The 22,007-nt window shown below is 63.3% G+C and carries 20 protein-coding genes; 11 read left to right on the forward strand and 9 right to left on the reverse strand.

What is annotated here, in order from left to right; all coding sequences use genetic code 11:
- Positions 1-107: 107 nt before the first annotated feature.
- Complete coding sequence (locus tag CIT40_RS06435; protein ID WP_162307373.1) at positions 108-1,718, forward strand: acyl-CoA synthetase; 1,611 nt, start codon at positions 108-110, stop codon at positions 1,716-1,718.
- Here the strand turns inward: CIT40_RS06435 and CIT40_RS06440 are convergent.
- Entirely contained in the window at positions 1,715-3,961 is a 2,247-nt protein-coding gene (locus CIT40_RS06440; protein WP_094895098.1) for an ATP-binding protein, read from the reverse strand. The two genes, CIT40_RS06435 and CIT40_RS06440, sit on opposite strands and share 4 nt — an antisense overlap.
- Positions 3,962-4,202: 241 nt before the next feature.
- On the opposite strand from CIT40_RS06440, the gene CIT40_RS06445 reads away from it, so the two are divergent.
- Both CIT40_RS06445 and CIT40_RS06450 read left to right on the forward strand, forming a co-directional pair.
- A complete protein-coding gene (locus CIT40_RS06445) occupies positions 4,203-4,976 on the forward strand; it encodes a DUF2189 domain-containing protein (protein WP_094895165.1) in 774 nt (257 codons plus the stop codon).
- Positions 4,977-5,335: 359 nt separating this feature from the next.
- A complete protein-coding gene (locus CIT40_RS06450) occupies positions 5,336-5,515 on the forward strand; it encodes a hypothetical protein (RefSeq protein ID WP_094895099.1) in 180 nt (59 codons plus the stop codon).
- Between the two features lie 18 nt (positions 5,516-5,533).
- Here CIT40_RS06450 and CIT40_RS06455 read toward each other — a convergent pair whose 3' ends face one another.
- Genes CIT40_RS06455 through CIT40_RS06465 form a run of 3 tightly spaced genes read right to left on the reverse strand, consistent with a single transcriptional unit; the run spans position 5,534 to position 6,820 of the window.
- On the reverse strand, positions 5,534-6,046 hold the full coding sequence (locus CIT40_RS06455) for an SRPBCC family protein (RefSeq protein ID WP_094895100.1): 513 nt from the start codon (positions 6,044-6,046) through the stop codon (positions 5,534-5,536).
- Positions 6,043-6,513: an SRPBCC family protein gene (locus CIT40_RS06460; RefSeq protein ID WP_094895101.1), complete on the reverse strand. Its 471-nt coding sequence runs from the start codon at positions 6,511-6,513 to the stop codon at positions 6,043-6,045. Before CIT40_RS06460 ends, CIT40_RS06455 begins: the two co-directional genes overlap by 4 nt.
- Positions 6,506-6,820, reverse strand: coding sequence for an ArsR/SmtB family transcription factor (locus CIT40_RS06465; protein ID WP_094895102.1), 315 nt, complete (start codon positions 6,818-6,820; stop codon positions 6,506-6,508). Before CIT40_RS06465 ends, CIT40_RS06460 begins: the two co-directional genes overlap by 8 nt.
- Before the next feature lie 116 nt (positions 6,821-6,936).
- On the opposite strand from CIT40_RS06465, the gene CIT40_RS06470 reads away from it, so the two are divergent.
- Positions 6,937-8,382 (forward strand): LVIVD repeat-containing protein, encoded by a 1,446-nt coding sequence (locus CIT40_RS06470; protein ID WP_094895103.1) that lies wholly within the window; start codon positions 6,937-6,939, stop codon positions 8,380-8,382.
- Between the two features lie 195 nt (positions 8,383-8,577).
- Positions 8,578-9,198 (forward strand): LysE family translocator, encoded by a 621-nt coding sequence (locus tag CIT40_RS06475; protein WP_162307374.1) that lies wholly within the window; start codon positions 8,578-8,580, stop codon positions 9,196-9,198.
- A gap of 3 nt (positions 9,199-9,201) precedes the next feature.
- On the opposite strand, the gene CIT40_RS06480 is transcribed toward CIT40_RS06475, so the two are convergent.
- Positions 9,202-10,005, reverse strand: a complete 804-nt coding sequence (locus CIT40_RS06480) for an N-formylglutamate amidohydrolase (protein WP_094895104.1) — start codon at positions 10,003-10,005, stop codon at positions 9,202-9,204.
- Positions 10,006-10,080: 75 nt separating this feature from the next.
- Here CIT40_RS06480 and CIT40_RS06485 point away from each other — a divergent pair, with 75 nt between their 5' ends.
- Positions 10,081-10,479: a gamma-glutamylcyclotransferase family protein gene (locus CIT40_RS06485; protein ID WP_094895105.1), complete on the forward strand. Its 399-nt coding sequence runs from the start codon at positions 10,081-10,083 to the stop codon at positions 10,477-10,479.
- Here CIT40_RS06485 and CIT40_RS06490 read toward each other — a convergent pair.
- Positions 10,476-11,039, reverse strand: coding sequence for a chlorite dismutase family protein (locus tag CIT40_RS06490; RefSeq protein ID WP_094895106.1), 564 nt, complete (start codon positions 11,037-11,039; stop codon positions 10,476-10,478). The genes CIT40_RS06485 and CIT40_RS06490 overlap by 4 nt on opposite strands.
- 271 nt (positions 11,040-11,310) lie before the next feature.
- Here CIT40_RS06490 and dnaG point away from each other — a divergent pair, with 271 nt between their 5' ends.
- From dnaG to CIT40_RS06510, 4 genes are all read left to right on the forward strand, one after another.
- Entirely contained in the window at positions 11,311-13,347 is a 2,037-nt protein-coding gene (dnaG, locus tag CIT40_RS06495; protein WP_094895107.1) for a DNA primase, read from the forward strand.
- Positions 13,348-13,721: 374 nt separating this feature from the next.
- Positions 13,722-15,881 (forward strand): RNA polymerase sigma factor RpoD, encoded by a 2,160-nt coding sequence (gene rpoD, locus CIT40_RS06500; RefSeq protein ID WP_094895108.1) that lies wholly within the window; start codon positions 13,722-13,724, stop codon positions 15,879-15,881.
- A gap of 491 nt (positions 15,882-16,372) precedes the next feature.
- Entirely contained in the window at positions 16,373-17,446 is a 1,074-nt protein-coding gene (locus CIT40_RS06505) for an AAA family ATPase (protein WP_094895109.1), read from the forward strand.
- Positions 17,447-18,212: 766 nt separating this feature from the next.
- On the forward strand, positions 18,213-19,118 hold the full coding sequence (locus CIT40_RS06510) for a DUF817 domain-containing protein (RefSeq protein ID WP_094895111.1): 906 nt from the start codon (positions 18,213-18,215) through the stop codon (positions 19,116-19,118).
- 28 nt (positions 19,119-19,146) lie between these two features.
- Here CIT40_RS06510 and CIT40_RS06515 read toward each other — a convergent pair whose 3' ends face one another.
- The 3 genes from CIT40_RS06515 to CIT40_RS06525 all read right to left on the reverse strand — a co-directional run bounded on the left by CIT40_RS06515 (position 19,147) and on the right by CIT40_RS06525 (position 20,883).
- Complete coding sequence (locus CIT40_RS06515) at positions 19,147-19,383, reverse strand: hypothetical protein (protein WP_094895112.1); 237 nt, start codon at positions 19,381-19,383, stop codon at positions 19,147-19,149.
- Between the two features lie 469 nt (positions 19,384-19,852).
- Entirely contained in the window at positions 19,853-20,188 is a 336-nt protein-coding gene (locus CIT40_RS06520) for a hypothetical protein (protein ID WP_094895113.1), read from the reverse strand.
- A gap of 167 nt (positions 20,189-20,355) precedes the next feature.
- Positions 20,356-20,883 carry a hypothetical protein gene (locus CIT40_RS06525; protein ID WP_094895114.1) on the reverse strand — a complete coding sequence of 176 codons (528 nt, stop codon included), beginning with the start codon at positions 20,881-20,883 and terminating at the stop codon, positions 20,356-20,358.
- A gap of 234 nt (positions 20,884-21,117) precedes the next feature.
- On the opposite strand from CIT40_RS06525, the gene CIT40_RS06530 reads away from it, so the two are divergent.
- Positions 21,118-21,924 carry a lytic murein transglycosylase gene (locus tag CIT40_RS06530; protein WP_094895115.1) on the forward strand — a complete coding sequence of 269 codons (807 nt, stop codon included), beginning with the start codon at positions 21,118-21,120 and terminating at the stop codon, positions 21,922-21,924.
- Positions 21,925-22,007 lie beyond the last annotated feature (83 nt).

Consider the following 22,007-nt stretch of genomic DNA (forward strand, 5'->3'; position numbering starts at 1 on the left):
TGCCCGGGCTTGTCCCGGGCATCCACGCCCTTAAACTCAGGCCAAACAAGAACGTGGATGGCCGGAACAAGTCCGGCCATGACGTCGAGACCGTGGAAACGCCTTTCATGCTCACCGAAGCCGCAACCTACGACGAGCTCGTCCGTAATTTCCGCTGGGACATCCCGGCGCGTTTCAACATGGCGGAGGCGTGCTGCGATCGCCATGCCGACGGCACCGGCCGGCTCGCGCTGATCTATGTCGACGAGAACGGTGCGACCGGCCGCACCTCCTTCGACGAGGTCGCGGAGATGTCGCGCCGCTTCGCCAATGTGCTGCAGGCGGACGGGCTCGTCCGCGGCGACCGCGTCGCGGTGTTCCTGTCACAGTCGCTGGAATTGCCGATCGCGCATATGGCGGCGTTCCGCTCCGGCCTGATCTCGATCCCGCTGTTTGCATTGTTCGGCGAGGACGCGCTGGAATTCCGCCTGTCGAACTCGCAAGCCAAAGCCATCGTCACCGACGAGGGCGGTTGGGAGAAGCTGTCCAAGATCCGCGATCGGTTGCCTGATCTGAAGACCGTCTATGTGATCGGCGAGCGCGCGCCTTCGGGCACGACATCGTTCTGGGACGCGGTGAAAGCCGCTTCGCCCGACTTCGCGCGGGTCGATACGTCGTGCGACGATCCCGCGCTGATCATCTACACCTCGGGCACGACGGGCAATCCCAAGGGCGCGCTGCATGCGCACCGCGTCGTGCTCGGCCATCTGCCGAACGTGGAGATGTGCCACAACTTCCTGCCCCGCCCCGGCGATCTCATGTGGACGCCGGCGGACTGGGCCTGGATCGGGGGCCTCGTCAACGGCCTGCTCGCGTTCTGGTATCACGGCATTCCCCTGGTCGGTCATCGCGCGCGAAAATTCGAGCCGCAGGCGGCGATGCAGATGATGGCCGATCTCGGCGTCCGCAACGTCTTCCTGCCGCCGACCGCGCTGAAGCTGATGCGGCAGGCCGGGGTGAAGCATCCGGGCGTCAAGCTGCGCAGCATCTTCACCGGCGGCGAGTCCCTCGGCGGCGAATTGCTCGGCTGGGTGCGTGAGACCTTCGGCATTGACGCGCACGAGGTGTTCGGCCAGACCGAATGCAATCTCGTGATCGGCAGCAACTCCAATTTGTTTCCGATCCGCCCGGGATCGATGGGCAAGGCGACGCCGGGTTTCGACGTCCGCATCGTCAACGACAAGGGCGAGGAATTGCCGCGCGGCCAGCGCGGCATCATCGGCGTGCGCCAGCCATGCCCCGTCACCATGCTGGAATACTGGCGCAATCCCGAGGCGACGGCGAAGAAATATGCCGGCGAATTCCTGCTGACCGGCGATCTCGGCGTACAGGATGAGGACGGCTATTTCTGGTATGTCAGCCGCGAGGACGATGTCATCACCACCGCCGGCTATCGCGTCGGCCCCTCCGAGATCGAGCACACGCTGATGAAGCACCCGTCGGTGGCAATGGCCGCGGTGGTCGGCATCCCAGATCCGATCCGCACCGAATCGATCAAGGCCTGGATCGTGCTGCGTCCCGGTTTCACCGGCACCGACGCGCTGGCGCGCGAGATCCAGGAGTTCGTCAAGGTGCAGCTCGCCGCGCACGAATATCCGCGCTTCGTCGAATTCGCCGAGACGCTGCCGATGACGGCAACCGGCAAGGTGCTGCGGCGCGAGCTGCGGGCGAAGGGCTAGGGCTCTCGTCCAGACTCGCGTGGCATCCCCGACAATGCAGACCGCAACATTGCAGCAAGATCCTGTCTTCGGAACGGCTTTGTCAGAATGCGGGCGCTGATTCCGTCCGGCGTCTTGACGGGATCCTGGCTGTAGCCGGAGGTGAAGAGCACCTTGAGTCCAGGTCGCAATCGAATGGCCTGCCGCGCCAGCTCCGGCCCGAACATGCCGCCGGGCATCACGACGTCGGTGAACAGCAGCTGGATGTCCACCGTCTGCCGCAGCACGTCCAGCGCCGCGGGCCCGTTCGACGTCGTGATGACACGGTAGCCGAGCGCCTTCAGCTCGTTCTCGACATAGGCTCGCACCATGTCGTCGTCCTCGACGACGAGGACAGTCTCGTGCCCGTTGGGTGCCGTGACGCGCTCTGCCGGCAGCGGCTCTTCGTTCGGCGGTGTTGCGAGACGGGGAAAGTACAGCCTGATGGCACTGCCTCGTCCCGGTTCGGACTGCATCTGCACAAGTCCGCCGGATTGTTGCGCGAACCCGTAGACCATGCTGAGGCCAAGGCCCGTCCCCTTGCCGACCTCCTTGGTGGTGAAGAACGGCTCGAACGCGCGCCCCAACACTTCGCTGCTCATCCCGGCTCCGGTATCCTTCACAGCCAGCATGACGTAGTCGCCCGGCCGCGGTTCGCCGTTGACGTCGAGATCGGACTCGCCGAGCGATGCGTTACACACCTCGACCGCCAGCTTGCCGCCGTCTGGCATCGCATCGCGCGCGTTGAGCACGAGGTTGAGCACGGCAGTCGCCAACTGGCTGGGATCGACGCTGGCGAGCCATAGATCGGGCGCGAAGGTGAAGCTGGATTCGATGTGCTCGCCCAGGGTCCGCCGCAGCAGCTGCTTCATGCCGGTCACCTGTTCGGCGATGTCGATCTCGCGCGGCCGCAGCGGCTGCTTGCGCGCGAAGGCGAGCAGGCTCCGCGTCAGGTCGGAGCCGCGCTCGGCGGCGGTCGCGATGTCATTCGCGATCCGGTGCAATTCCTTGTTGGCCGCAAGCCTGTCGGCGAGGTGCTCGGAGTTGCCGAGGATGACGGTCAGCAGATTGTTGAAATCGTGCGCCACGCCGCCGGTGAGCTGGCCCATGGCCTCCATCTTCTGGGACTGGCTGAGCTTGTGGCTGAGATCGGCGATGGCGGCGCGCTGCTGTTCGAGCGACTCGGCGGTGCTGTTGAGAAGGGACATCAATCCGCCGAGCTCGCCGCCCGGGTGGGGCTCCGGAATACGCGCGCTGAGATCGCCGCGCCCGAGGCTCTTGGCCATGGCGGCGAGCCGCCCGACCTGGCGTCCGATGCTCACGGTCGTGAGGATCCACAGGCCGGCGAGCAGCAGCAGCAAGGCCACTGCAAGAATTGCCATATCCTCGTACAGCCGGCGGTTCGCCGCCGCGACCAGCCTGTCCTTGGAGCGTCCGACCAGGATGTAGAGGCCGGCCTTGCGGATCGAGGGCGAGCGGGCAACGCCCCAGATCTGCGTGCGGCCCTCGCGATCGGTCACCTCCCGAAACGGCTCGCCATCGGGCGCTGCCGCAAAGCGGAACAGGTCGGAGCCCGCAATCGAGCCGCCGACGGGCCCGGTCCAGCCGCCGCTCTTGGGGGCGACGAGGATCGTTCCCTTGGCGTCGACCAGCAGGATGTTCTTCTCCGCGAGCAGCCGCTTGTCGTGAAACTCCGCGAATTTGTTCAGGTTGAATGACGCGAGCAGCACGAACTTCAGCGCGCCAGCCTCCGATCGCACGGGATAGGCGATCTGCAGCACCGACAATCCGGTGAGACGGCCGAACACCGGCTCCACCGCGACGACATCTTGCAGCCCTTTCACCTGCTTGAAATAGCCGCGGTCGTTGAGGTCGAGCGTGCGGTTGGTCTGCAGCGAGTCACAGAACAGGCTGCCGTCGGGATCGATGGTCAGGATACCCGTGAACTGCGTATATTCCTCGCGGACATCGGACAGAAACGCCGAGCACGCCGCCTTGTCGCGCGTGTCGAGGTCGCGGGCACGGGCGAGCCCGTAATGGAGCTGGGCGGTGCCCTGGATCTTCTCGTCGAGATCGGCGGCGATGTCGTCGGCGGATGCGGCCAGATTTGCCTGCGCCGCGTCGATTTCGCTCGTCCGGTTCTGCACGAAGCGCAGCCCGACCAGGATCGCCGGCACGAGCATGGCGGCGATGACGAGGATCAGTAACCGGGTACGCAGGCTCATCGGTGGGGCGGTCCGCTCTCAGGCGTATCTGCTCGGAGGTACAATTTGCGGCACGATCGTCTGCGCAATCCATAGCATTGGCGGGATAATCGCACCAATGGTCAAGCATTTCGCACCGCGAGCATCTTTGTCTCGCCGCTGCTCCTCGCGCCGGCCGGCATCAAGTTGCGCCGGCGCGCAGCGGCGCTAATATCGCGGCATGCGCGCGGCGAAAGATCGCGCCGATGTGTGGAGGAAGCTGATGTCCATCTCGGGCAAGATCGATCCGGTGGTGCGTCCCGTCGCGGCGACCGACATCGCCGAGGCGCTGGTCGAGGGCCTGCGCGATTTCCAGGCTCTGCCGTTCTACGGTCTCTGCTTCGGCGGGCTCTACGCCGCCGGCGGCATCGCCATCATGTTGTGCTTCACGGCCTTCGGCATGGTCTATCTCGTCTATCCCCTGGCGGCAGGCTTCGCGTTGATCGGACCGTTCGTGGCGATCGGTCTCTACGAGATCAGCCGCCGCCGCGAGCGCGGCGAGCCGGTCTCCTTCGGCGCGATCTGGTCCGCCGTGCGATCGCGCAGCGAGATCGGCTGGATGGCGTTCGTCACGTTGTTCGTGTTCGTGGTCTGGATGTACCAGGTGCGACTCCTGATCGCGCTGCTGCTCGGTCTGCACGCCTCGTTCTCCAGCCTTCAGGAATTCATGACCGTCGTGCTGACCACCAATGAAGGCCTGCTGTTCCTCGGCATCGGCAATGCGGTCGGTGCGGTGCTGTCGCTGATCCTGTTCTCGCTGACCGTGGTGTCGTTTCCGCTGCTGCTCGACCGCGAGGTCGATTTCGTCACGGCGATGGTGACGAGCGTGCGCGCCGTGGTGACGAGCCCGTTGCCGATGATCACATGGGCCGCCGTGATTGTGATGCTGCTGATCGTCTCGGCGCTGCCGTACTTTCTCGGGCTGATCGTGACGCTGCCGGTGCTCGGGCACGCGACCTGGCATCTTTATCGGCGGCTGGTGGCGCCGACGGCGTAGGAGAGCTACGAAGCGGCCGAATAGATCGCTTCGATCGCCTTATTCGCTCGTGGGCGGCATCGGGCGCTTGAAAAGGGCGGCGCTGGCGAGAAAACGATAGCTAATTCTGATGATTGCGCGCACGGTGAGCCGAAGTCGGGCAGGCCGGTCGTCTTCTGTGCACACGCGCCGCGACGATTCCAAGCTCGCGACTTGAACGGTTCATTCCTGGCGTCGGCGGAACCGACACCTCGTCACGACGATCATTGGCATGTTGCCCGTTGCTGCGGCCGAGCCGCGCGCGGCGGGCTCGTGCCGCCCGATGCCGGGACGATTCCATCGCGGTCGATATGAGATCGAACGCCAACTGAAAGCACCTGATGCAAACTCTCTCCCCACGGCACGTCAAGACAGACGAAGCGCTCCGGCTCGGCGTGGAGCAGGGCTGGTACGCGATCAAAGTCAGCGGGACCTTTGTCTCGGGGCCGCACGACTCCGAAGGGGATTGCCGTCGCAAGATCGACGAGATTCATCCCCCGGTCGTGAAGAAGAAGCGATGAGATCTCAGGGGTCGGCCGCTACGGCGTCTTGATCCCCATCGCCTTCAGCGCATCGAGCATCCGCTGCGGCGGGCCCATTTTCACCGCCAGCGGCTTGCCGGTCTCGAGGACGCTCTTGAGACCGGAGAGGATCGCCGGCCAGCCCTGCCGTCCGCCTTCGAGGATGTCGTCGCTGAGCTCGCGGTCGTGGCCTTCGCTCATCGTGAGGCGGACCGCATCGCCGGCCTGCTCGATCTCGTAGGTCACGAGCGTCGGGCCGAGCTTCTCGATCAGCTCGGGCCAGTTCACGTTGAACGTGACCGACAGCTTTCGCGGTGGATCGTAGGCGAGAACCTCGCCGCTGATGTGCAGCGCGCCGTCAGGCGTGCGCACCATGAAGCTGCCGCCAAGCCATGGCTCGACCTCCACTTCATTGCCGAAGAAATACTGCTTGCTGAACTCCGCCGAGGTCAGCGCTTCCCACACCTTCTCCGGCGTCGAAGCAATGTAGATGGTGTAGACCGTCAGCGGCTTGAACTGATCCAGCTTCATTTTGCGTCGAATCCCTTGTTGAGGGCGGTGCGGGGTATGGCGAGTACCTTGCCTCTCTCCAGCAGGCTCTTGAGCCCGGACAGGATCGCCGGCCAGCCATTGGAGACGGCTCCGAGATATTTGCCGCCCTCGACGAAGCCGTCATGCAACACGGTCAAACGCACGAGCGCGCCGAACGGTTCGATGGTGAAGACGACGCGCGAGATCGGCTCGCCGCGCAGCTCTTCGAACTTCTGGTGCTTGAAGCTGTAGGACAGCCGTCGCGGCGGATCGGCCTCGAGGATTTCGCCGGAATCGGTGACTTCGCCCTCGAGCGTGAGCGCAAAGGGTGAGCCGACCTTCCAGTCGGAGCGGACCTCGGCGCCGAACCAGTATTGCCTGGTGAATTCGCGCGACGTCAGCGCTTCCCACAGCTTTTCCGGCGTGGTCTCGATATAGGTCACGTAGACGAATTCCGGCTTACTCATCGCGCTTCTCCAACTGGCGTTTCAACTCGCCGAGCGCGGCCAGCTTGCCGCGCTCGAATTTCCTAATCCAGCGTTCGCCGATCTGATGGATCGGCACCGGGTTGAGGTAATGCAGCTTCTCGCGGCCATGCCTGATGGTGGCGACGAGATTCGCCTCCTCCAAAATGGCAAGGTGCTTGGTCACGGCCTGCCGCGTCATGGCGAGGCCCTCGCAGAGCTCGCTCAGCGTCTGGCCGTTTGTCGCATGAAGCCTGTCGAGCAGCGATCGTCGTGATGCATCGGCGAGCGCTTTGAAGACCTCATCCATGACCGGGATAATAGGCAACCAAATGGTTGCATGTCAAGATGGTGTCTTTGGTGCAGGCATTCGGCTGTGTTACCGTTGGGGCTCAGCCAGCACAGATCGGTTCCGGGAGGACATTGATGTTCCGCTGCGTCTTGACTGCTGCCATCCTTGTCCTTTTCGTGTGCAGCACCGCGGCCGAGGCGCAGCAGCAAACCATCGGCGCGCCGCCCGAAGCCTCCAACATGAAGCTCGTCGGCAGCAACGATCTCCAGGCCCGCAGCGCCTATCAGCCGACCATCCATCACCGGGGCAATCGCTGGATCGCCTATATCGGCCATCACGGCGGCACCGATGATGTGCCCGCGCCCGTCAATCCGATGACGGGCAAGGCCGAGCCGAACGGAACCTCCATCATCGACGTCACCGATCCCGCCCGTCCGAAATATCTGCGGCATCTGCCGGGGCAGGAGGGCAAGTACGAATCCGGCGGCGCGCAGATGGTGCGGGTCTGCGACGGCAAGACGTTGCCAAAGGGCGATACCAACGCGGTCTACATGCTGCGCACCTTCGGCAGCGAGGCGCATGAGATCTGGAACGTCACCGATCCCGCCAGCCCTGTGCTCATCACGCGCATTGGCGGCCTGAAGGACACGCACAAGAGCTGGTGGGAATGCGACACCGGCATTGCCTATCTCGTCTCGGGCGCGCCGGACTGGCGAACACGGCGTATGACGCAGATCTACGATCTCTCCGATCCCGCGCATCCGCAGAAGATCCGCGACTTCGGACTGCCCGGTCAGGAGCCCGGCTCGACCGGCGCGGTGCCGACCGAGTTGCACGGGCCGATCTCGACCGGGCCCAATGGCAATCGCGTCTATTTCGGTTACGGCACCGACAAGGACGGCATTTTGCAGATCGTCGATCGCGAGAAGCTGCTGAACGGACCGAAGGAGCCGACGCCGGACAATCTGCGCTATCCCGAGATTGCGCGCCTGCCGATGTCGGCCTTCAACGGCGCGCATACGACGTTTCCGATGCTCGACATGCCCATCGCCGAATTCGCCGAGGACAAGGACGGCAAGACCCGCGACATCGTGATGATCGTGGACGAGGCCATCCTGAACGAATGCGGCGAGGCGCGACAGATGGTGTGGTTCGCCGACGTCACCACCGAGACGAGGCCGATGATGATCTCGAGCTACACCGTGCCGGAGGCGAGCGGGCGGTTCTGCCAGCGCGGCGGCCGGTTCGGCGCGCATTCCTCCAACGAGAGCATGGAGCCGGTCTATTACAAGAAGATGGCCTTCATCGCCTTCTTCAATGCCGGCGTGCGCGCGCTCGACATCCGCGATCCCTATCACCCGAAGGAGGTCGGCCATTTCATTCCCTCGATCACGGCTGCGACCGACAAGCGCTGCATCCCGATCGAAGGCGGCGAGCGCTGCAAGGTCGCGATCCAGACCAACAATGTCGAGACGGACGACCGCGGCTACATCTACATTGTCGATCGCGCCAATACCGGTTTGCATATCCTCGAGCTGACCGGGGCGGCACGCGCCGCGGCCGGGCTGCCGAAGAATTGACGATCAGGCGCGAGGTGATGTCGGCGTCGATGTGGTACACCGACTTCCACATTCTCCACCGTCATTCCCCGCGAAGGCACGCTTTCGCTGAGGATGACACCGCTGATTGAGCGCGCGCATCGCGCTCATCCGGCTTCCGTTCCCGTCCATCCCATGCATTAATACGCGCACGCTGCCCCGAGCCCGAGTCCTCCCATGATGTCCATGCAAGCCTATTTCGCCTTCCTCGCCGCCTGCATTGCACTGGCGCTGCTGCCGGGGCCGATCGTGACCCTCGTCATCGCCAACGGCCTGCGCCACGGCACGCGTGCCGCGCTGACTAACGTGGCCGGTGCGCAAGCCGGGCTTGCCATCGTCATCGGCATCGTGGCGGTCGGCCTGACCTCGCTGATGGCGACCATGGGTTACTGGTTCGACTGGGTGCGCTTTGCGGGCGCTGCTTATCTGGTCTGGCTCGGCATCAAGCTGATCTGGGCGCCGGTCGAGGGCGTCAATGTCGACGAGCCGCCGGTGCCGCCGCGCGGCGGCTTCTTCCTGCAGGGTTTCCTGGTGCTGCTGTCGAACCCGAAGGTGCTGGTGTTCTTCGGCGCCTTCATCCCGCAGTTCATGGACATGAACCAGCCGCACTTTCCGCAAGTCGCGCTGCTTGGCGCGACCTTCATGGTCACTGCTGTGATGACCGATGCGCTCTACGCCATTGCGGCAGGCCGCGCGCGAAGATTCTTCTCGGCGCGCCGCACCCGGATGATGTCGCGCATCTCCGGCGGCTTCATGATCGGCGGCGGCATCTGGCTGGCGCTGACCCGGGCGAAGTGAGCTTTACCCCAAAAGCTTCGGCCGCAGCTCCACCTCGATCTCGGCAAAGATCCGCGCCAGCCGTTCGGCCCATTGCTGCTGGCCCGTGTGATCCGTGATCAGATCCTGCCGGATCTCGATGCCGGTGCTGACGAGGCCGCGCGCTTCGCCGTGCACGGGGATAGTGTAGTCGGTGAGGTCGTTCACCGCATAGGGCTCGTTGTCGCCAACGACGAGGTCGCCCTCTGCGCGCAGATGCTTGAGCAGCAGCTGCGGCAGCACGGTGTCGCGGTTGTAGAGCGCGCCGATGTGCCAGGGTCGCGCGACGCCGGCATAGACTGGCGTGAAACTGTGCAGCGAGACCAGCACCGTCGGCCGCTCGTCATGCACGCGGCGGTCGATCGCGGCATCGATGCGATGATGATAAGGCTCGAAAATCTCGCGCCGGCGCGCCGCGCGCTCGCCGTCCGAAATCCCTTCGTTGCGCGGGATCGCGGTGGCCTCGGAGATCACGGGGATCGAACTGGCCGCGGCCGGCGGACGGTTGCAGTCGATCACGAGTCGCGAATAACGCTGCGCAATCAGATGCGCGTCGAGCAGCTTTGCGAGCCGGTCGGCGACGCCGGCAATGCCGATATCCCAGCCGATGTGCCTGACAAGTTCGCCCTCCGCGAGGCCGAGATCGTCCAGCGCGTGCGGCAGCATCCGTCCGTAATGATCCGCGGTGAGCAGGAAGGGCGAAGTCCCCTCCGCATTCTCCTCGTGCACGGGCGGAGTGTCGTCCTCGCCGAGCAGTCGATCGGCCGCCTCGGCCGTGTGCAGGTCCATCCTGATTGCCTATGAAACGATTACGTGTCTAAACGGAGTAACGCCATTGCATCGACGTCGCAACGTTCAAACAGCATGACCTCCGATCGCCTCTTCGTCTACGGCACCCTGATGCGCGGCTTCGACCATCCGATGGCGCGGCTGCTTGCGGGGCATGCGGATTTCATGGGTGAAGCGACCTGCCGCGGCCGGCTCGTCCTGGTGAAGCATTATCCGGGTTTGCTGCTGTCTGACGCGGCCTCCGACATTGTCCACGGCGAGCTGTTCCGGATGCGCGTGCCTGACGAGCTGCTGGGCGAACTCGACATGTATGAGGCCTGCGGCGAGGGTTTTCCGGAGCCGACCGAATATCTGCGCCGACTGGTCGACGTGACGCCGCCTGATGGCGCCACCGAGAAGGCCTGGACCTATGTCTACAATTGGCCGGTCGCGGGTCTGCCGATCATCGAGTCCGGGCGGTTCTTGCCGCTTTAAGCCGACAGCACCTCCTTCACAACGCGCACGTCGACCTCGCGCTCGACGTAACTCCATTCCTCGGTCCGCCTCAGCATCCCCACCAGCTCCTCGAACAGCGAGGCGTGCGCGGGGGCGAATTCGAACCAGGTCAGGAAGTCGAAGGGCTCGCCGAGGTCGCGGCAGTGATAGAGCTGGCGCGCGATCGCGGGCAGGAAACGAAGACTGCTGGCGATGTGGTGCGACTTGTCCTCGAAGATCCTGCGTCGCTCCTCCTGGGTCAGGTCCCACCAGGCCTGCGATTTGCGGATCGGGATCAGCGCCGCGCTGGTTGCTTCAACCCGGCCGAGCCCGGCCTGCACGGCGGTGAGCTGCTGCTTCTCGGGCCGCTCGGTGTAGCGCAAGCTGCTGGGCGCGCCGACCAGCCGCCACGCATTGCGCGAGGGCACCAGCGGCAATGAGATGGCCCCGCTGTCGGTCACCGACAGCGCGGGCATGAAGGGCAGGGGCTCGCCGGTCACGGCTGCGACCGAGGTGACACGCCAGCCCCCGCTGTGGCCGCCTCGAAACGTCCTGAACATGGGCGCTATGGAAGCGTGGAACCGGGCCGGGTTCAAGTGGCTCGTCATTCCGGGGCGCCCCGAGGGGCGCGCCCGGAATCCATTTCTCCCGGCAGTCCAGCAGCCCGATAGATTCCGGTCCGCCTTGCGGCGCCCCGGAATGACGGGAGCATGACGCGGCCTGTGCATAGGTCGAATAAGTCGGATAACCCGCCTAGACCTAACCTTTAGCCGGGCCGCACCTATATCCCTGATCCGTCGCCCGACTCAAACGCTCGGCTAAACCCACCTCATGCGCTTCACGCCCCAATTCCTCGACGAGCTTCGGGCCCGGCTTTCGGTCTCCGAAGTCGTGGGCAAGCGCGTCAAGCTGAAGAAGGCGGGGCGGGAGTGGAAGGGGCTGTCGCCGTTCCAGCAGGAGAAGACGCCGTCCTTCTACGTCAACGACCAGAAGGGTTTTTACCACGACTTCTCCTCCGGCAAGCACGGCGACATCATCAGCTTCGTGATGGAGACCGACGGCCTGCCGTTCGGCGAGGCGGTGGAGCGGCTCGCCAGCATGGCGGGCCTGGCGCTGCCGGCGGTGACGCCGGATGCGGCGCGGCAGGAGCAGCGCCGCCGCACGCTGCACGACGTCATGGATCTCGCCGCCACCTATTTCGCGGAAACGTTGGCCTCGCGCCTGGGTGCCAAGGCGCGCGGCTATCTCGCCGACCGCGCCATCTCGCCGGCGACGCAATTGCAGTTCCGCCTCGGCTATGCCTCGCCCGATCGCTTCGCGCTGAAGGAGCATCTCGGCAAGCTCGGTGTTTCCGTCGAGGACATGGTCGAGACCGGCCTGCTGGTGGCCGGCGACGACATTCCCGTGCCCTACGACCGCTTCCGCGATCGCGTGATGTTCCCGATCACCGATATGCGCGGCCGCGTCATCGCCTTCGGCGGGCGCGCGCTGGAGAAGGACGTTCCGGCCAAGTATCTGAACTCGCCCGAGACGCCGCTCTTCCACAAGGGCGACAATCTCTACAATCACCAGACCGCACGCAAAGCCACCCATGATGGCAGCGCGCTGATCGTGGTCGAGGGCTATGTCGACGTCATCGCCATGGTCACCGCGGGCTTTGCCGGCGCCGTCGCGCCGCTCGGCACGGCGCTCACCGAAAGCCAGCTCGCGCTGCTCTGGAAGATGGCGGACGAGCCGATCCTCTGCTTCGACGGCGACCGCGCCGGCCAGAAGGCGGCATATCGTGCCGCCGACCTCGCCTTGCCCTTCCTCGCACCCGGCAAGAGCCTTCGTTTCGCGCTGCTGCCGGAGGGGCAGGACCCCGACGATCTCGTGCGCTCTGGCGGCCGCGGCGCCATCGAGGACGTGATCGCGGCGGCGAAGCCGCTGGCCGAGATGCTCTGGTCGCGCGAGCTCGAAGGCGGCAATTTCGCCACCCCCGAGCGCCGCGCCGCGCTGGAGGCGCGCATCAAGGAGCTCGCGAACGGGATCCGCGACGAGGTGGTGCGGCGCTATTACCGCGACGATTTCGTCGAGCGGCTGCAGCGCGCCTTTGCCCCCGAGGGCGGGCGCGGCGGCTTCGGCAGCCGGGGCAATTTCCGTCAGGGTGGTGGCGCCCGCCAATTCCAGCCCCGGGTTGCGGGAGGCGCGAATCGATTCGGTGGCCAAGGATTCGGGGGAGCATTCGGGGGAGGATTTAGCGGAGGGCGCCGCGGCCCGCCGGGCTCCTCCCCGCTACCCTCCGGCCCCTATCAGGCGGCGAGCCCCCAGCTGGCGGCGAGCCCGATCATGCGCGGCCAGCGCAGCGCCATTTCCCGCCGCGAGGCGCTGATCCTGCAGATCCTGATCAACCACCCCTGGCTGCTGGACGACCACCTCGAGGAGGTCGCCGCCCTGGAGCTGGCCCATCCCGAGGCCCACAAGCTCCGGGCCGGCATCATCGCCGCCTTCGCCAACGACCACCACCACTCGCCGGACCCGACCGAGCAGGCCGAGAAGATGCGGTCGGACATCGAGAAAGGCGGATTTTCACAGCTTCTTCAAAGGGTTGAGAGCGGTATCACGACGCAAGCCGTGTGGGGGGCCCGCGAGGGCGCCGCGCGAGACGATGTTCTCGCCACCTGGCACCAGCTCGTTGCCTTGCATCGGCAGTACCATTCACTACTTAGAGAGCTGAAGGACGCCGAACTGGCCTTGGGGGAGGATCCCAGCGAGGCCAATATGGCGTGGCTGCGTGATGTGAAGGCTCGGTTGGCCGAAGTCGACGGCACCGAGGCCCTGATCGAGGGTTTTGGCGAGCTGTCGGGCCGGTTCCAGAAGAGCGTGTGATGAAAGAATCATGCGGACGGCCGCAGCCGGAACCGCTAAAAGACTCGCCAAATCCAAGGTTTGGCGGCAAAAACAGGGTTAATCGAGGCTTAACGGTCTTGTAGCACTTTGGCCCCCAGGCGGCCGCAGGCAGAACAGACGCGTCAGGAATGAATCCGCGCAATAGCTGTTGGCACTTCACCTGCATCCGCTGCGACAAAGAGGCTCACGAAGCGTTAGGCAAATCCGGCGAGAGAAGGGTCGGGGTGGCGAGAGATGTGCGCGCCGCCCTTTCCGTGTCGAGATCTGGCGAAGCGAGAGCGTCGAGCAACAGGTTCAAGTGATTTCACGCGGGCGTGGCAACCGTCTGCATGAAGCGCGTTTAGGAGCAATGGATGGCCACCAAGGCAAAGACGCTGCAGGCGAAGGACAAGGAAAAAGACGACAAGGCAGCGGACGCGCCGGAGAAGGACTCCCAGGACGCGCCCTCGCCCTTGCTCGATCTGTCCGACGCGGCAGTGAAGAAGATGATCAAGCAGGCCAAGAAGCGCGGCTTCGTGACCTTCGATCAGCTCAACGAAGTCTTGCCGTCCGACCAGACCTCGCCCGAACAGATCGAGGACATCATGTCGATGCTCTCCGACATGGGCATCAACGTCACCGAAGCCGACGATAGCGAAGGCGAGGAAGAAAAGGACGAGGGCGGCGAGGACGAGACCGACAACGAGCTCGTCGAGGTCACCCAGAAGGCCGTCACCGAGGTCAAGAAGAGCGAGCCGGGCGAGCGCACCGACGATCCCGTGCGCATGTATCTGCGCGAGATGGGCACGGTCGAGCTGCTCTCCCGCGAAGGCGAAATCGCCATCGCCAAGCGCATCGAGGCCGGCCGCGAGGCGATGATCGCAGGCCTGTGCGAAAGCCCGCTGAGCTTCCAGGCCATCATCATCTGGCGCGACGAACTCAACGAAGGCAAGATCTTCCTCCGCGACATCATCGATCTCGAAGCCACCTATGCCGGGCCCGACGCCAAGGCCGGCATGAACAATGCGATGATCGCGGGTCCCACCGGCGAGAACGGTGAAGCGTCCGCCGAGGGCGGCCAGGCTGCCGCGACCGGTGCGCCCGCGCATGTCGCCCCGCCCGCAGCGCCGCCGGCGCCGACCCCGTTCCGCGCCGGGCAACCCGCCCCCGGCGGCAGCCCGGGTGGCGAGGCCAAGGATCCGGCCGAATCCGCCGCCGAAGCCGACATGGACGAGGACGACGAGTTCGAGAACCAGATGTCGCTCGCGGCGATCGAGGCCGAGCTCAAGCCGAAGGTGGTCGAGATCTTCGACAAGATCGCCGACAGCTACAAGAAACTGCGCAAGCTGCAGGAGCAGGACATCCAGAACCAGCTCGAGAGCACCTCGCACGGGCCCTCGCTGTCGCCGCACCAGGAGCGCAAGTATCGCAAGCTCAAGGACGAGATCATCGTCGAGGTGAAGTCGCTGCGCCTGAACCAGGCGCGTATCGATTCACTGGTCGAGCAGCTCTACGACATCAACAAGCGCCTCGTCTCGCACGAGGGCCGCTTGATGCGTCTCGCCGACAGCCACGGCGTCGCGCGCGAGGACTTTTTGCGCAACTACACCGGCTCGGAGCTCGATCCGCGCTGGCTCAACCGTGTCTCGAAGCTTTCGGCCAAGGGCTGGAAGAACTTCGTCCATCACGAGAAGGACCGGATCAAGGACCTCCGCCACGAGGTACATCAGCTCGCGGCGCTGACCGGCCTGGAGATCATCGAGTTCCGCAAGATCGTGCACTCCGTGCAGAAGGGCGAGCGCGAAGCACGCCAGGCCAAGAAGGAGATGGTGGAAGCCAACCTCCGTCTCGTGATCTCGATCGCCAAGAAATACACCAACCGCGGCCTGCAGTTCCTCGACCTGATCCAGGAAGGCAACATCGGCCTGATGAAGGCGGTCGACAAGTTCGAATACCGCCGCGGCTACAAGTTCTCGACCTACGCCACGTGGTGGATCCGGCAGGCGATCACGCGTTCGATCGCCGACCAGGCCCGCACCATCCGCATCCCCGTGCACATGATCGAGACGATCAACAAGATCGTGCGCACGTCCCGCCAGATGCTCAACGAGATCGGCCGCGAGCCGACTCCGGAAGAGCTCGCCGAGAAGCTCGGCATGCCGCTGGAGAAGGTTCGCAAGGTCCTCAAGATCGCCAAGGAGCCGCTGTCGCTCGAAACCCCGGTCGGTGACGAAGAGGATTCACACCTCGGCGATTTCATCGAGGACAAGAACGCGATCCTGCCGATCGATGCCGCGATCCAGTCGAACCTGCGCGAAACCACCACGCGCGTGCTCGCCTCGCTCACTCCGCGCGAAGAGCGCGTGCTCCGCATGCGCTTCGGCATCGGCATGAACACCGACCACACGCTGGAAGAAGTGGGCCAGCAGTTCAGCGTGACGCGCGAACGTATTCGCCAGATCGAGGCGAAGGCGCTGCGGAAGTTGAAGCATCCGTCGAGGAGCCGGAAGCTGCGGAGTTTCTTGGATAATTAATTCGGATCGTCATGCCCGGGCCTGACCCGGGCATCCATCCAAACGAAAACGGCGGGCCGAAGCCCGCCGTTTTTGTTTTACCTATACGAGCTACGCGGCCTTGCTCTGTGCACCCTCGTCCGTTTGGTCAGCATACATCCAAAAGTGATCGACATAAGCCGGCACATATCCGTCTGCGATATTCCAAAATTTACGTTGGGTGTCTCGGATTTCGGCCTCGTCCAGATCGCCTTCGTAAGTGGCTGTCTTGGTCGTTCTTGTTAGCCCTGCGCCTTCTAGAACTGCTGCCAGCGCGTTCCTCAATCCACTGCCAGAATCGTTGTTTAGCGAAAAACGAACTATTACTCTCAATGTAGTCTCCTGTGTTAAGTTTCATGGTGCCATCGACAATCCCCTTCTTTGCAACAGCAGGACGAAATTATGCGAAAATTGCACGTTCGTCAATTTTTGTGTATAAAGTTCACGAGAGCGAATATTGGAGGTAATATAGTATGGCTCAAGCTGATCTTGTCGGAATTGCCGAAATTGCGGAGCTGGCTAAGACCTCGAAACAAGCGGTTTCGAACTGGCGGCTACGCTATGATCACTTTCCCAAACCGTTTCAGACCCTTCAGAGTGGCCCGGTGTGGAGGCGTGAAATTGTAAGTGCATGGGTCAAAAGTTTTCGTGGAGAAGAAACCCACGTTCTGAGTTTTATCAATCTCAAGGGAGGGGTTGGAAAAACGACTACTGCTGTGGCAGTAGCGGAAATTCTCGCGCAAGAAGATCGAAAGCACGTTTTGCTGATTGATCTTGACCCGCAGACTAATGCGACCGTCACCGTGATTACGGAAGACAAGTGGGCCGAGTTGGACAAAGACGGCAAGACCATCGCTCAGCTATTCGCGGATCGACTCAGTCCTCAGAGCCAGCCTCAGTTCGACATTGAGACGGCCATCGTCCGGCGCGTTTCAACGATCAATGATGGGATCGCTCGATTAGATCTATTGTCTTCCAGCATCAGGCTAATTGAGATGCAAGACAAAATCCCAATGATTGCGCTTACCGGAAATTTTACGACAAATCCGATCGAGATACTTCGTGAAGCTCTCGCACCCGTAATCGAACGTTACGATTACATAATTATCGATTGCCCGCCCAGTCTTGGTGCAATCACAAAGAATGGCCTACGTATTTCGACAGGTTACGTAATCCCAACAATCCCAGACATTGTATCGACGTGGGGCATTTATCAGATCGTTGATAACGTCGCTCGCTTCTCAAACGACATCGGGAAGGTGATTCCGCCTGTTGGAATCGTCGCGACAAAGGTACAAGCAAACAATTTGCATCGTAGGGTAATCACCGATCTACGATCGGGTCGACTTGGGCACTTTGGAGCCTCTGGAGGACTTCGGCAGCCTCCGCTTTTCGCCAATACCATTCCTCAAACTGTAGATGTTGCGCGCGGTGCTGACGTTGATGCGGACATCCGAACATTTAAGGGTAAGTATGGAGCAGCCTATCCGGCACTACGTGGACTTACAGAGGAAATTACCCAGCTATGCGAAAAGAGAAAGAGCTAGTGGCGCTCTTGCGCGGTTTGGTCGACCTCTTGGCTCTGGAGGCAGATCGAAATCCAGACTTTGCGAATAGGCTAGATATCGTCCTGAACTCTCTGCCCGCGAAGATCGGTCGGTCCCCCAAAGCTTTGGGTGCCTCTCAAGAAAATGCTCCGGACGTCTATTCTAAGTGGGAAGAGATTGGCGAGACGGAGTTCGTATTGTGGCTAAGGGCATTATCGAAAGAGACGCTCCGGGCGATTATCCGTGCCAACGGATTTGATCCCGCCGGTCGCACCCCAAAGTGGAAGGATGTCGAAAAATTATCCTCGTTTATTGAGGACAGTCTGCGTGCTCGACTAGCGCGTGGTGCGTCATTTATGACGAACGAGAGGTCTGACTAAGTCGCCGCTTGCTCGCTCATCCATGAGATCGAAACCAAACAGAGGGCATCCGTCGATCATCCAAAAGTCACGAAAGCTTTCTGCCTCGTCCTGGCCGAGGGGCGTCCAAAGAATGCCGGCGCGCCCGCACCATTGTTATCGCGTCAGCACCTCGCATGCGCTATCGATAACACCTCTCTGCCCTAACCTGCTCGATCCGCTCTAGCGGCGGGTGGTCGCTCTTCTCCGCGTCTCGGGGTCTTGCTCCATGATTAGCTGCGCGCGGGTTTGCCGCTCAAGCCCCATCCTCTGTCTGTCATTTTTTGACCGAGATCGCCCACCACGGTTCCAATCGTGCATCACGTTTCCGGTCAATCGCCCCAGCCCGACGAGTCCACACCGGCATAATGCCGGCGAGTGCCGCCGCAACCTGGCCGCCCCTCCGCCGTTTCATCATCCGTGAACGACGCCTCGGACGCTTCATGGCACGACGCCGATCGACGGCGGCCCTCTATGAATTTCTTCGCTTCGGCATCAAGCAGGGCTGGGCCTGTCTGTTCGGCGGCATCGCTGTGGCGCTGATGATCGCGACCTGTCGCTTCTATCCAGCAGGCGCGCCGCTGGCGCGTTACGACTTCCTGTTTCTCTGCATGATCGCCGTCCAGATCGTCCTGCTCGCGACGCGGCTGGAGACGCTGGACGAGGCGAAGGTGATCGTGATCTACCATGTGGTCGGCACGGTGATGGAGATCTTCAAGACCTCGGTCGGCTCCTGGATCTACCCGGAGCCGAGCGTCTTCAGGATTGCCGGGGTGCCGCTATTCACCGGCTTCTTGTATTCGTGCATCGGCAGCTATCTCTGCCGCGCGTGGCGGTTGTTCGATTTCCGCTTCGAGCGGCATCCGCCGCGCTGGGCGCTCGCGGTGCTGAGCATCGCGATCTACGTCAACTTTTTCACGCATCACTACGTGCCCGACCTGCGCATCATTCTGTTCGCCGCAGCCGCGCTTCTATTCTCGCGCACGACGGTCTATTTCAAGGTCTGGAACGATGACCGTTCGATGCCGCTACTTCTCGGCCTCGCTCTAGTGACAGCGTTCATCTGGTTCGCCGAGAATATCGGCACCTTTACCCGGACGTGGCTCTACCCGTCCCAGCAGCACGGATGGGCGATGGTCTCGCCCGCCAAGTTCGGCTCGTGGTTCCTGCTGCTCATCATCAGCTATACGTTGGTGAGCCTGATCAACAAGCCGCGGGGTCGGGGCGCATCGCGTAGCATGCCGTCGGTCGCGTCCGAATTGAAGGCAGCCTAGTCCGATCACGCAGGCGCCGCCCGCGCACCTATTTCTTCTTCGCCCCGACCCGCTCGAGCCGCTTGATCTCCAGCACCGGCTTGCCGCTCTTTTCGGCGATCTCGCGGTCCTGTTCCATGAGGAAGGCGCGGGCGGGTTCGTCGCCGTCGAGGCCGCCGAGCAGCTCTGAGGGCACGCGGCGGTTGGAGCGCTGGGAATCGTCTTCATAGAAGACGTTGAAGAAGGCGAATTCGCCTTTGGGGTTGGTTCCGGGTTTCTTGGCCATGGGCGGCTTGTCGTCGATTGGCGGGCCGCAGTCAAATGACTTTGCGCCTCGCCGGGGCCGGCGCGGAACCGTGGCCGCGGACCCGCTGCCTGAGAGACCCTCTCTTCAATAAACGGCGGGCCGAAGCCCGCCGTCTATTTTTGGTCTTCAGCGTCGCCCGGGGCTGGCGGGGCGACAACCTAAAATAGAAGGCTATAGAAGACGCTCTGCGATGGCAAGGCAAATCACGAAGGCCTCGTTGTCGCAGTGAGCGGATCAGATATGCGTTGGTCGCGTCATGCGATTTCGATTCACATCGAAGCATTTGTTCAGAGCATCAAACTAATTTGTTCATCTTGCAAGCCTTCGCGATGCAGCGCGCGTGAGGCGCCGTGTCGGAAAGTTGCATCAGCCTGCACATCTTCCCGCCTACGTGCAGATGATGCGGGCCAACATATGTAAACGGGCCTCACGCTTCTCGGCGTGCGCATCATTTGGGCCGTGTGCGCCGCGCGACCTCCTGCACGGCGAGCCGCGATCCGTGTCCGCCGCGCTTGCCGCCGTCCTCGTTGCGTCCCTGCGCCATGATCGCGCTGCCCATCGCGGCCGAGCCGAAAGTGATCAGGAAGGAGGCGAGCAGCAGCGCGAGCGCAATGCCGGGCGAGCTGTCGGCGAAGATCAGCTCGCGCAGATGCCCGGGGTTGAGCCAGAGCAGGCCGCCGACCAGCAGCGTCGCGGCGCAGGCACCGATCGCGAGGTTGATGGCGAGCAGGCGGAACAGCGGGATGCGGAGGAGGGAGAGGCGACGTTGCTGGTGGTCGGGCATGGCTGATCGCTTCGTGCTGCCTTGGAGCGCTATCGCCGCCCAAGTATCAATATCATAGCGCGATCTCTCTCCGTCGTCATTCCGGGGCGCGCGACGACTTCCGCCTTTGCTCTTCGAGCTATGGCGGACAAGCCGTCGCGCCCCGGAATGACACGCGGTGGGAATGCTCACGCCGCCGGCGCCGCCCGGCCAACCGCCTCGCGCGCCTGCGCTGCCTGCTGCCGCTCCATCAGGGTCTGCCAGAGCGTTGCGATGCTCGCTTGCGTCTGCGGCGCGATCAGGCAGTGGCCTTCATTATCGAAGCCGCAGAACCGCACCGAGGGGTCCTTCTTCACCTCGATCAGCGCCTGGTTGATCATCTCCAGGCACGTGATGGCCTCGCCGACATCGTGCAGGCGGGTGTGATGCAGGATGTCCATCAGGCGGAAGGTCATCACCGCGGGCTGGCCGAAGTTGATGCCGGGGCGGCCGAGCTCGAACAGCACGTTGACGGCCGGAAGCACGCCCCTGATGTGCTCGAGCACGCCGGCGACGTCCTCCACGCTGCAGGCGACGAGATGGGACGCCTGGGGCGGGATCGCCACCGGCGCGCGCGGCGCAAGGCCGAGCGAATTGGTCACCTCCTGCTCGATCCATTGCCGCACGGCTGCGGGGGCATTGCGGATCTGCTCGGCGGTCAAGGTAATTCCGGTCATGGATGCTTCTCCTGGGCGGCTCCTGTTCGCTGCAATCTAGGAAGCGGGCGGCGGGACAGCTTGATGCGGATCAAGTCTTGCCCATTCACGTCTTGCCCTTTCAGCCTCGTCCTCTCCAGCCTTGTCCTCTCCAGACTTGCGCCTTCAAGCCTTGCGCTTTGACGCTCGCTGCTTTCCCGGGCATGATCCGCGCGCTGCTTCGCAGCCACGATTTTCCCTCAAAGGATTGCCCACATGCTGAGACTGCTTCTCGCCGCCGCGTCCGTTCTTTGTCTGGCCGGCGGCTCGGCGCAGGCCGCGCGCTGCGGCGGCGACTTCAACGCTTTCGTCGCCAGCATGGCGCAGGAAGCGCAAGCGGCCGGCGTCTCTGCAAGCGTGACCAACACCGCGCTCAGTGGTGTCACCCCCGATGGCGCGGTGCTCGCCTTCGACCGGCGCCAGCGCCACACGTTCAACAAGAGCTTCGAGCAGTATGTCTCGACCCGCGTCGGCCCCGGCCGCATCAATGGCGGCCGCGCCCTGCTGCAACGCCACGCCGCGTTGCTCTCGCGCATCGAACAGCAGTTCGGCGTGCCCCGTACCATCCTGGTCGCGATCTGGGGGCTGGAGAGCGATTTCGGCAAGGGCGACATCGGCAAGATGCCGGTGGTCCGCACGCTGGCGACGCTCGCGCATGATTGCCGCCGCACCGATCTGTTCCAGGGCGAGCTGCTCGCTGCGCTGAAGATCGTGCAGCGCGGCGACCTGCCGCTGCGCGACCTGATCGGCGCCTTTGCCGGCGAGATCGGCCAGACCCAGTTCCTGCCGTCGTCCTACATCAAATACGGCGTCGATTTCGACGGCGACGGCCATGTCGACCTCCGCCACAGCGTTCCAGACGTGCTCGCCTCGACCGCGAATTTGCTCCATACCAACGGCTTCAAGATGGGCCAGCCCTACGGCGAAGGCACCGCCAATTTCGAAGCGATGCGTGAGTGGAACAGGGCGGTGGTGTATCGCAAGACGATCGGGTATTTTGCGGATCGGCTGGCGGGGCAGTAGGGCAGCCAAATACAAGGTGTCATCGTCCGCGAAGGCGGACGATCCAGTATTCCGAGACGGTTGTGGTCCAATGCATCGGCCGC

The organism is Bradyrhizobium amphicarpaeae (assembly GCF_002266435.3).
Classification (GTDB): Bacteria; Pseudomonadota; Alphaproteobacteria; order Rhizobiales; family Xanthobacteraceae; genus Bradyrhizobium; species Bradyrhizobium amphicarpaeae.